The 10,437-nt window shown below is 73.5% G+C and carries 8 protein-coding genes; 7 read left to right on the plus strand and 1 reads right to left on the minus strand.

Features of this window, described 5'->3' with window-relative positions; translation table 11 throughout:
• A partial coding sequence (locus FJ694_RS35180) for a hypothetical protein (RefSeq protein WP_375140299.1) occupies nucleotides 1-1,613 on the plus strand: 1,613 nt, incomplete at its 5' end.
• A gap of 413 nt (nucleotides 1,614-2,026) precedes the next feature.
• Here FJ694_RS35180 and FJ694_RS35185 read toward each other — a convergent pair.
• On the minus strand, nucleotides 2,027-2,338 hold the full coding sequence (locus FJ694_RS35185) for a GIY-YIG nuclease family protein (RefSeq protein ID WP_157272173.1): 312 nt from the start codon (nucleotides 2,336-2,338) through the stop codon (nucleotides 2,027-2,029).
• Between the two features lie 322 nt (nucleotides 2,339-2,660).
• Here FJ694_RS35185 and FJ694_RS35190 point away from each other — a divergent pair, with 322 nt between their 5' ends.
• From FJ694_RS35190 to FJ694_RS35215, 6 genes are all read left to right on the plus strand, one after another.
• Nucleotides 2,661-3,617 carry a diguanylate cyclase domain-containing protein gene (locus FJ694_RS35190; protein WP_198321171.1) on the plus strand — a complete coding sequence of 319 codons (957 nt, stop codon included), beginning with the start codon at nucleotides 2,661-2,663 and terminating at the stop codon, nucleotides 3,615-3,617.
• 18 nt (nucleotides 3,618-3,635) lie between these two features.
• Complete coding sequence (locus tag FJ694_RS35195) at nucleotides 3,636-7,763, plus strand: CHASE domain-containing protein (protein WP_157272174.1); 4,128 nt, start codon at nucleotides 3,636-3,638, stop codon at nucleotides 7,761-7,763.
• Nucleotides 7,760-8,368, plus strand: coding sequence for a site-specific integrase (locus FJ694_RS35200; protein ID WP_157272175.1), 609 nt, complete (start codon nucleotides 7,760-7,762; stop codon nucleotides 8,366-8,368). Before FJ694_RS35195 ends, FJ694_RS35200 begins: the two co-directional genes overlap by 4 nt.
• Nucleotides 8,369-8,480: 112 nt before the next feature.
• The gene (gene vapB, locus FJ694_RS35205; RefSeq protein WP_157272176.1) at nucleotides 8,481-8,714 is read left to right on the plus strand and encodes a type II toxin-antitoxin system VapB family antitoxin; all 234 of its coding nucleotides are present in this window, start codon (nucleotides 8,481-8,483) and stop codon (nucleotides 8,712-8,714) included.
• Between the two features lie 19 nt (nucleotides 8,715-8,733).
• Entirely contained in the window at nucleotides 8,734-9,144 is a 411-nt protein-coding gene (gene vapC, locus FJ694_RS35210) for a type II toxin-antitoxin system tRNA(fMet)-specific endonuclease VapC (protein ID WP_157272177.1), read from the plus strand.
• A 369-nt stretch (nucleotides 9,145-9,513) separates the two neighbouring features.
• Nucleotides 9,514-9,963, plus strand: a complete 450-nt coding sequence (locus FJ694_RS35215) for a carboxymuconolactone decarboxylase family protein (RefSeq protein WP_157272178.1) — start codon at nucleotides 9,514-9,516, stop codon at nucleotides 9,961-9,963.
• Nucleotides 9,964-10,437: the final 474 nt, after the last annotated feature.

Genomic DNA, 10,437 nt, shown 5'->3' on the forward strand with positions numbered 1-10,437 from the left:
CGCCGCGCGCGGCGCCGGGCTGGTCGGCGCTGCTGCCCGCGGCGCTGGCGCTGCTGCTCGGCGGGGTGCTGGCCGCCGCCGACGATGCGGCCTCGCCGCGGCCGCCGGCGCGGGCCAGCGCGGTGCTGCCGGCCGACGCGCGCCCGACGCTGGACTTCGCCCTGGCCGACTGGCTGCTGGGCCTGTGCCATCCCGACCCCGGCGGCCGCGCCGCGGGCGGCGCCTGCCGGCCCGCGCTGGCACCGGACGCCCAGGGCGGGCTGCGCGTGACGCTGGTCGCGGCCGAGGGCGCCGGCATGGGCGGCGCGGCCTGGACCGCCTTCGCGCTGCAGCAGCTGGCGCAGCGCGACCCGGCGCTGCCGCGGCGCACCTTCGCCGTCACCGGCGTTTCCGGCGCCGCGCTGGGCGCGGCGCTGCTGCGCGGCTGCACGGCCGAGGGGCGCATCGACGAGGACTGCCTGGAGCGGCTGGCGCGCGCCGACCTGGTGTCGCCGCTGCTGTCGGCCGGGCTGTTCGAGGACGTGCTCGCGGCGCTGCTGCCCACGCGCTGGTGCACGCTGCCGGGCTGCGGCTTCCTGACGCGCGCGGCCTGGTTCGAGCAGGCGCTGGAGTCGGGCGCGCCCGCGCTGCGGCAGGGCCTGATGGCGTCGCGGCTGCGCCAGCTCGAAGCCGCGCCGGGCGGCACGCACGTGCCCTGGCTGCTGCTGCAGGCGCGCTGGGCCGACAGCGGCGAGCGCGCCATCGCCAGCGACCTGCGCATCGACTGGCGCCAGTTCCCCGGCGCGCGCGACCAGCTCGGCCTGACCGGGCGCGACCTGCCGCTGGGCACCGCCGCGCACAACGCCGCGCGCGTGCCGCTGCTGCACCCGGCGGGCGCGCTGCAGGCGCCGCGCGCGCGCTGCCTGGAGCGCGGCGACGAGGCGCGCACGCCGGGCCAGCGCCTGGACGCCAGCCCGCTGCAGACCTGCGGCCACCTCGACGACGGCGCGCTGGCCGACCCCGGCGCGACGCAGACCACGCTGGACCTGCTGCACGCCCTGGGCCGCTGCCTGGCCGCGGCCCCGAGCGCGGCCGACCGCGCCCTCTTCCCGCGCTGCGCCGCGCTGGACGGGGCGCAGCGCGCCTGGTTGCGCGAGCACCTGGTGCCGCAGGTGCTGGTGCTGCGCCCGGCCGTGCCGGCGCAGCCGGGGGAGGACTGGTGCCCGGCGCTGGACCAGCGTCCGCCCACGGCCGCGGAGCTGGCGCTGCAGCAGCCGCAGGCCGGCTGCGCCTCGCCGGAGCGCGCGCCGCGCGTGGCCGAGCGGCCCAGCTGTCCGGCGCGGGACGGGGCGGCGTGGTTCGAGGCGCTGCTGCCGGCGGGCGTGCCCTCGCCCGCGCAGAGCGCGGCCGCGGCGCTGGCCGAGGCGCGGCTGGCGCAGGGCGCGGCCGCGCTGCGCGCCAGCCTGGGCAGCGCGGCCCAGGCCAGCGCGGAGCCGCCGGTGCGCACCCTGGAGCTGCTGCCCGACGGCACGCGCTGGGCGCGCAGCTGGCAGCTCTCGGCGCTGGGCGTGGAGCGCATGTGGCGCCAGGCGCGGGGGTGCGTGGGGCAGGTGCAGGGGCGGGATGGGGGGTAGTGAGGGGTGGGGTTGGGCTGGGGGAGGTTGAGGGCGCATCGGCTGAGTGCTGCAACAGTGTGCCCATCACTTCGCCGTCTTCTCGCAGGTGAATTGCTGCGCGGGGAGATCCGGACGTGTGGCATCCCGTCAGCCACGAGGCCTCGTACCCCGATCCGTCATTCCGGCGAAAGCCGGAATCCACGCGCACCGTGGCGGTGGAACGGCTGACGTCGGCATGTGCCGGCGCCAGCCAGCGAGGCACCCCGGCATTCGTGGATTCCGGCTTTCGCCGGAATGACGAAGTAGCAGGCGGGAGCCCGTGCTGTCGGGATGCCGGTCGTTTTCCACGTTCCCCGGACAGCAGTGGGCGAAAGCCGGAATGACGTGGCAGCGGGCGGGGCGCCCGTGCTGTCGTAATGCCATGGGCCGGCTCAACGCTCGCCGGTCCCCAGGATCGAAGGCCACAGGTCCTTCCATTCCGGATTGCTTGTCTCGATCAGTTCGATCTTCCAGGCCCTGCGCCACCACTTGATCTGCTTTTCCCGCGTGATGGCCGCTCCCATGGTGGCGTGCTGTTCGTAGTACACCAGCCTGCGAACGCCGTAGCGGGACGCAAAGCCATCGACCAGTTTCTGCCGGTGGTGCCACGCGCGCTGGATCAGGTCGGACGTGACGCCGACATACAGCGTTCCCATGCGGCGGCTGGCGACGATGTAGACGGCGGGATGGCGCTCGCGCGACATGTCTCACCTCGTTGTCTGATGGAAGACGGCGCAACTGTCCATCGAAGCCAGAGCATCGGCTACCCATCAGCCACGACGCTTCGCGCCCTGCCCCGATCCGTCATCTGGCGAAAGTCCGCTGCTGTCCGCGGAAAGTGGAGAACGACCCGGCGTCCCGACAGCAGCGCAAGCGGCATGCGCCGTCCCGCCCCCGCCCCAACTGTGTCGAAATTGTGGAAATCGCCCCTTCCCCCCTACACCGCCCGCGCCGCCGCGCCGATGAGCGAAGGACCACCTGCCGCGCCCGGCGGGTCCACTGCAGGCTCACCGCCCCACACTCCCCGTGCAAGCGCGCGCAGACAAGATCCTTTTCGTCGATGACGACACCGGCATGATCCAGGCGCTGAGCCGGATCCTGTCGGAATATCCCAACCGCCGCTTCGCGCGCTCCGGCCACGACGCGCTGCGCCGCGCCGCCGAGGAGCCGCCGGACCTGATCCTGCTCGACGCCGAGATGCCCGACATGAGCGGCTTCGAGGTCTGCAAGGCGCTCAAGAACGACGCCCGCTTCGCCGCCACGCCCATCATCTTCATCACCTCCCACGACGATCCGCAGGTCGAGGCCTCGGTGTTCGACCTGGGCGCGGCCGACTTCATCGCCAAGCCGGTGAACCCGGCCGTGGTGCGCGCGCGCGTGGACATGCAGCTGCGCCTGCGCCGCATGACCGCCGAGCTCGAAGCCCTGGCGCGCAGCGACGCCCTCACCGGGCTGGCCAATCGCCGCGTCTTCGACGAGCGGCTGGAGCGCGAGTGCGCGCGCACGCTGCGCCGCGGCGGGCCGCTGTCGCTGCTGCTGGTCGATGTCGATCACTTCAAGGCCTACAACGACCACTACGGCCACGCCGCGGGCGACGCCTGCCTGCGCGAGGTGGCCGCGGCGCTGCGCGCCAGCGTGCACCGCCCCGACGACCTGGCCGCGCGCTACGGCGGCGAGGAGTTCGCGCTGCTGCTGCCCGAGACCGACGCCACCGGCGCCGACACCGTCGCCGCGCGCGTGCTCGACGCGCTGGCCGTGCGCGGGCTGCCGCACGCCGCCTCGCGCAGCGCCGCGCACGTCAGCGCCAGCATCGGCGTGGCCTGCCTGCGCCCCGAGGACGAGGTGCTCGACCGCGCCGCGGCCGCCGCGGCGCTGCTGGAGCAGGCCGACCAGGCCCTCTACGCCGCCAAGGCCGCCGGCCGTGCCCGGGCCTGGCATTTCAATCCCGCGCTGGCCCGCGCCGGCCTGGCGCAAACCGCCTGACGCAAGGCGGCACGCGCCATGTCCGCCACTGGTCTGCTGCAGACGCTGCCCACCCGGCTGCCGCGGCGCTGGCTGCCGGCGCTGTGGCTGCTCGCCCTGGCCCTGAGCGCGCTGGCCGGCTGGCACGTGCACGTGCAGGACCTGGCCGTGCGCGAGGCCCGGCTGCAGGCGCTGGTGGACGAGAAGCTGGAGTTCATCCGCGCCCGCGTCATGCGCCACGAGAGCGGGCTGCGCGGCGCCCGCGGCGCGATCCTGGCCGCCGGCGGCGACAGCCTCACGCGGCTCCAGTTCGAGGCCGTGTACGGCAGCCGCGACCCGGAGCGCGAGTTCCCCGGCGCGCTGGGCCTGGGCTTCATCCGCCGCGTGGCGCCGGGCGAGGAAGCGGCCTTCGAGCGCTGGATGCGCGCGCAGGGGCGCCCGGGCTTCCGCATCGCCGACCACCGCAGCCATGGCGGCGACCACTTCATCGTGCAGTACCTCTACCCCCTCAGCGCCAACGAGGGCGTGGAAGGGCTGGACATCACGGGCGACCCGGACCGCAGCCAGGCCGCCCGCGCCGCCGCGCGCAGCGGCGAGCCGCGCCTGACGGCGCCGGTGGCGCTGATGCAGCTGCGCCAGCGCGAGCCGGGCGGGCTGGTGCTGATGCTGCCCGTCTACCGCGGCAACGCCGTGCCGGACACGCCGGACGCGCGCGAGGCCGCGCTGCTGGGCTGGACCTCCACGCCGCTGGTGGTGGCCGACATCCTGGCCGACCGCGGCGTGACCCGCGACGAGTTCGCCTACGCGCTCAGCGACGACGCCCAGGGCCGGGTCTTCCACGCCTCGCCGGGCTGGCGCGCCGCCGAGCCGGGCGAGGCCGAGCCGCGCCGGCACGCGCAGCTGCAGCTCTACGGCCGCACCTGGACGCTGGAGGCGCACGCCCTGCCAGGCCTGGCCGCCAGCGAGCGCCTGGCCGACGGCGCCCTGGTGGCCGCCGCGCTGGCGGCGCTGAGCACGCTGCTGGCCGGGGTCGGCGCGCAGCTGCTGCAGCTGCGCCGGCGCCGCGCCGAGCTGCAGCGCGAGGCCGAGCGCTTCACCGCCGCCATCGTCGAGGCCTCGCCGCAGGCGCTGCTCGTCGCCGACGAAGGGGGCCGCATCGTGCGCGCCAACGCCGCGGCCGCGGCGCTGTTCGGCTATCCCATGGACGAGCTCGTGGGCCTGAACGTGGACCGGCTGGTGGGCCGGGCGCACCAGGCCGGGCATGCCGCGATGCGCGCCGGCTACGACGGGCGCGCGCGCAGCATCGGGGTGCAGGCCGGGCTGCCCGCGCGCCGGCGCGACGGCAGCGAGTTCACGGCCGCGCTGCGGCTGAGCCCGCTGCCGTTCCACGGCCAGCGCTACGTGGTGGCCAGCCTCTCCGACGTCACGGCCGAGGAGGCGGCGTTCAAGGACCTGGCGCGCAGCGAGCGGCAGTGGCAGGACATGGCGCACCGGCTGCCCAACCTGGTGTGGGGCTGCGACGCCGCGGGCGCGGTGGACTTCCTCAACCAGCGCTGGGCCGACTTCACCGGCGAGCCGCCGTCGGCGCTGCTGAGCCGGCGCAGCGTGCTGGCCTTCGTGCACCCGGACGACCGCGCGGGCTTCGCCGCGGCCTGGCGCGAGTCGGTGGCCACGGGCGCGCCCTTCCGCAGCGAGCACCGGCTGCGCCGCCAGGACGGCTGCTGGCGCTGGTTCCACGCCAGCGCCGTGCCCGTGCTCGACGACGCCGGGCGGGTGCGGCGCTGGATCGGCGCCAGCCACGACATCGACGAGCTGCGCCAGGCCGAGGCGCGGCTGCGCGAGCTGCTGCAGCACGAGGAGGGGCGCGTGGCCGAGCGCACCGCCGCGCTGGAGCAGAGCCGGCTGTTCCTGGACCGCGTCGGGCGCGTGGCCGGCGTGGGCGGCTGGCAGCTCGACCTGCACAGCGGCGTCTACAAGTGGACCGACGAGCTGCGCCGCATCGCCGGCGCTGAGGACGGCTACGCGCCGGTGCTGGAGGAGGCGCTGGCCTGCTACCCCGGCGCGGCGCGCGACCGCGTCGAGGCCGCCATCTGGGCCGCCATGGAGGAAGGCAAGCCCTACGACATGGAGGTGCCCTTCACCACGCGCGACGGGCGCTCGATCTGGGTGCGCATCGTCGGCGAGCCCGAGTACGACGCCGACGACCCGCAGGGGCCGCCGGTGCGGCTGGTGGGCGCGCTGCAGGACATCACCGAGCGCCACGCCGTGGCCGCGGCGCTGCGCGAGGCCAAGCTCGCCGCGGAGTCGGCCAACGCCGCCAAGAGCGAGTTCCTGGCGCACATGAGCCACGAGATCCGCACGCCGCTCAATGCCGTCATCGGGCTGGCGTACCTGCTGGAGCAGTCGCCGCTGCAGGCGCAGCAGCGCGAGTCGGTGGCGCGCATCCAGGTCGCCGGGCGCGCGCTGCTGGCCGTGGTCAACGACGTGCTGGACCTGGCCAAGATCGAGGCGCGGCAGATGGCGCTGGAGCCGCGCCCCTTCGACCTGCGCGCGCTCTTGCAGGAGATGCGCGACCTGTTCGGCCCGCAGGCGCAGCGCAAGGGGCTGGAACTGCGCGTGGACGCGGACGGCGCCGCCGCGGCGCTGGCGCCGGTGCTGGTGGGCGACGACACGCGGCTGCGCCAGGTGCTGGTCAACCTGCTGTCCAACGCGCTGAAGTTCACCGAGGCCGGCAGCGTGGCGCTGGCGCTGCGGGCGCAGCCGGCCGGGCCGGGCCGGGTGCGGGTGCGCTTCGAGGTGCGCGACAGCGGCATCGGCATTCCGGCCGAGGCGCTGAAGAAGCTGTTCTCGCCCTTCACGCAGGCCGAGGCCGGCACCACGCGGCGCTACGGCGGCACGGGGCTGGGCCTGTCCATCGTGCGCCGCCTGGCCGAGCTGATGGAGGGCACGGCCGAGGCCGAGAGCGTGGCCGGCGAAGGCAGCGTGTTCCGCGTGGAGGTGGTGCTGGGCGTGGCCGAGGCCGGCGCCGGTGCCGGCGCGCCGCGCGGCGCTGCGGCCGAGCCCGCTGCGGTGGCGCAGGCGCTGGCCGGCGTGCGCGTGCTGGTGGTGGACGACAGCGAGATCAACCGCGACGTGGCGCGGCGGGTGCTGGAGCTGCAGGGCGCGGCCGTGAGCACGGCCGCCGACGGGCTGCAGGCGCTGCGGCAGCTGCGCGCCGACCCCGGCGCCTGCGACGTGGTGCTGATGGACATGCAGATGCCGGTGCTCGACGGCCTGGAAGCGACGCGGCAACTGCGCAACGAGCCGGCGCTGCGCGACCTGCCGGTGCTGGCGCTGTCGGCCAGCGCGCTGGTGAGCGAGCGCGAGCGCGCCCGCGAGGCCGGCATGAACGACTACCTCACGAAACCGCTGGAGCCGCAGGTGCTGGCGGCGGCGATCCGGCGCCATGCCGGGACGCGGCCGGCGGCGCGCGCGGCGCGGGCCGCGCTGTCGGCCCCGGTCCCGGCCCGGGTAGCGTCGGCGCCGGCAGCCGCAGCCGCAGCTTCGGCCGGGGCATCCACGCCCTGGCCTCACATCGAGGGCATCGACACCGCCGCCGCAGCACTGCGCCTGGCGCACGACCTGGGGCTGTTCCGCAAGCTGCTGGCGCGGCTGCTGCCCGAGTACGGCGACCTGGACGACGCGCAGGCGGCGCGGCAGCGGCTGCACGCCGACGCCGCGGGCTTCGCGGCGCGCATGCACCGGCTGCGCGGCGGCGCGGCGCAGCTGGGCGCCACGGTGCTGCAAGCCGCGGCCGGGCAGATCGAGACGGCGCTGCGCGCCGCCGAGCCGGACCTGGCCGAAGCCGAGGCCGGCGTGCAGCGGCTGGCCGACGCGCTGTGCGCGCTGCGCGTGGCCGCGGCGCCGCTGCTGGCGGACGCGGCGGCGCCGGCCGGTGGCGCGTCCGCACCGACCGCAGCGCCCGCCGCGCTGGCGCGCGCCGAAGTGGCCGAGCTGCTGGAGCGGCTGTCGCGCCAGGACCTGGGCGCCGAGGCGGCCTTCCAGGCGCTGGCGCCGCGGCTGCGGCAGGCGCTGGACACGGCCGCCTTCGAGCGGCTGCGCGAGGCGGTGGAGGGGCTGGAGTTCGAGAAGGCGCACGCCGAGCTGGACGCCGGGGTGCCGGCATGAGGGGCCCGGCACCGTCCCTGGACACCGTCGAGGCGCGGCGGTTGCTCGACGCCATCGACACCGGCACGCCCGCAGGGCTGCGCGACCGCGCCCTCATCGGCGTGATGAGCGTGAGCGGCTGCAGCGCCCGGGCCGCGCTGCGGCTGCGGGTGGGCGACGTGGCGTTCGAGCCCCGGGGCGGGGCGCGCTTCAGCGTGCAGGAGGAGGACGGCCCCGCGCCGCTTCAATTGGGGCTGAACCGCGAGGTGACGGCCTGGCTGCTGGCCTACGTGCGCCAGAGCGGGCTGGCCGGCACCCCGCTCGCCTTCGTGTGGCGCGCCAACGCGGCGGGACAGCCCGGGCAGCTGCTGGCGCGGGCGATGACGCAGCAGGAGGTGTTCGACATGGTCCTGGCGCGGGCCGGGGCCGCGGGCATCCGCACCCGGCTGGGCTTCGGCGCCTTTCGCAGGCATGGGCTGGCGGGGTACTTCTCGCAGGCCGAATGGCTGGCGCAGGACAAGGCGGAGACGCCGGCACCCCGGGCACGCGAGCCGGCGCCGGGATGGCGCGAGGAAGAGCACGGGGCGCGGCGTGCCGCGGTGCCGGGGTTGGGGCAGCGGCTGTAGGAGCTGGGCGGGTTCAAATGAATGGTCGGCGGCCACTGGAATCCCGCTGTCCATCGGCGGCCCCGCCAGGGGGCGGCATATACTGCTGCCATATCCCATCTGGAGGTCCGTGATGAGCATTTCGTCCGTCTTCACCAACAACCGATCCCAGGCCGTGCGTTTGCCAGCGGACGTACGTCTGCCGGAAGGCGTCAAGAAAGTGCAGGTACGCGCCCGTGGCGTGGACCGCATCATCTCGCCGGTGGGTCACACCTGGGACGAGTTCTTCCTGAGCGGGCCGCAAGTGTCCGAGGACTTCATGGCTGAGCGTGCTGCCCAGCAGCAGGCCGACCGCGAAGGCTTCTGACTGGTATCGACGCCCCGAAATGCTGAAGTACCTGCTCGACACCAACATCGCCATTTACGTCATCAAGCGGCGTCCGATCGAATTGATGGGCGTATTCAACGAAAACGCCGGCCGCATGGCCCTCTCGTCCATCACACTGAGCGAGCTCTACCACGGTGCCGAGAAGAGCGCCAAGGTCGCGCAAAACCTCGCCGTGGTGGAAGAGTTCGCCAGCTTGCTTGAAATACTGCCCTACTCTGCCAAGGCCTCGGCCCACTATGGCGCCATCCGCGCTGCGCTGCAAAAGGCGGGGCGGCCGATTGGCGTCAACGATCTGCACATCGCGGCCCATGCCCGCAGTGAAGGGTTGACCCTGGTCACCAACAACCTTGGTGAATTCGAACGGGTGCCCGGGCTGTTGTTGGAGAACTGGGTGGACGGCCTGGCCTGATTCAAGTTTTCGGCTGAAGCTGGAATATTTTCCCGTCATGCCCGCGCAGGCGGGCATCCACGCCTGCCGGGATGCCGCCCGGTATTTGTGGAGACGCGCCTGCACGTTGGTGGCGTCTCGCCTTTTGCCTCCCCGTGGAAACAATAAAAGTCAGGGGCAAAGGGCAAGATTTGACACCGTCACCCGGGATGGCGCGAGGAAGAGCGCGGGGTGCGGCAGTCTGCGGTGCCGGGGTTGGGGCAGCGGCTGTAGGGGCTGGGCGGGTCCCAAGCCGGCCCCCCTGTCACAGCGTCATCGATCCAAACGTCTTGTGGGCCAGGGAGGCCATGTCGGCCCCCACAACTCCTTTCACTCAAGGAACCTCGACCCATGGATCGCGCTGTTTGGTACCACGCCTCTCCCGAGGGCGGCAAGGCGATGACCGGCCTGCACCATTTCGTCACCAAAGGCACCGCACTGCCCAGCTCGTTGACGCACCTCGTTTTCCTCCGCGTCTCGCAAATCAACGGCTGCGCGCACTGCATCGACATCCACACCCGCGACCTCATCGCCGAAGGGATGTCCGTCGAAAAGCTGGCGCTGATCCCGGTATGGCGCGAAGCGGAATATCTGTTCTCCGAGCAGGAGCGCGCAGCGCTGGCCTGGTCCGAGGAAGTGACGCGAGTCAGCGAAACACACGCCTCCGATGCGGCCTATGCGGCCGCGCTGACCATGTTCGGCGAAAAGGACCTGGTGGACCTGACGCTAACCATCGCCGCCATGAATGCGATCAACCGCATGGGCATCAGCTTCCGCATGAAGCCGCGGGCCAGGGCTTGAGAATGGGCATTTTTGCGGGCGTGCGGATGAAACTCTGACGCCGGAAGGCGGCATAGCAAACGGGGTTGATCGCCGGGCGCTTTTTTCCGTTTGCCTTGGGCTTGCCGAAAGGCTCAGCTCGAACAGGTCTTTCTGACCGGCGGCGCTGTGCGGTCCGAATTCGCAGAGTCTTCAGGGCGTGGTGGCATGAAGGGGTTTGCCCTTTGCCTCCGTGACACTTTCAAAGTGAAGGGGCGAAAGACAAAAACTGCCACTCCTAGGAAACACGGGCCGTGGCCGGGCGGCCGGTAGAAGGCCCGCTTGCGGACCGAACCCTGCCCGGGCCACGGATTCGGCCCGCAAGCGGGCTACAGGGACTTCTCCCGAGGTCAATGGCCCGGTGTTGGTATTCGACTTCTCTGGTGTTGGCGACGCGTCGTGGTGACAGTGCACGACGAAGGATCAGATTGCACATCTACAGACGGCCTTGTTGCA

The organism is Azohydromonas aeria, assembly GCF_009760915.1.
Taxonomy (GTDB): domain Bacteria; phylum Pseudomonadota; class Gammaproteobacteria; order Burkholderiales; family Burkholderiaceae_C; genus Azohydromonas; species Azohydromonas aeria.

Coding starts and splice junctions, on each gene's coding strand:
- vapC (WP_157272177.1), top strand. CDS start 8,734: ATGCTGAAGTACCTGCTCGACACCAACATCGCCATTTACGTCATCAAG.
- FJ694_RS35215 (WP_157272178.1), top strand. CDS start 9,514: ATGGATCGCGCTGTTTGGTACCACGCCTCTCCCGAGGGCGGCAAGGCG.
- FJ694_RS35185 (WP_157272173.1), bottom strand. CDS start 2,338: ATGTCGCGCGAGCGCCATCCCGCCGTCTACATCGTCGCCAGCCGCCGC.
- FJ694_RS35195 (WP_157272174.1), top strand. CDS start 3,636: ATGTCCGCCACTGGTCTGCTGCAGACGCTGCCCACCCGGCTGCCGCGG.
- vapB (WP_157272176.1), top strand. CDS start 8,481: ATGAGCATTTCGTCCGTCTTCACCAACAACCGATCCCAGGCCGTGCGT.
- FJ694_RS35200 (WP_157272175.1), top strand. CDS start 7,760: ATGAGGGGCCCGGCACCGTCCCTGGACACCGTCGAGGCGCGGCGGTTG.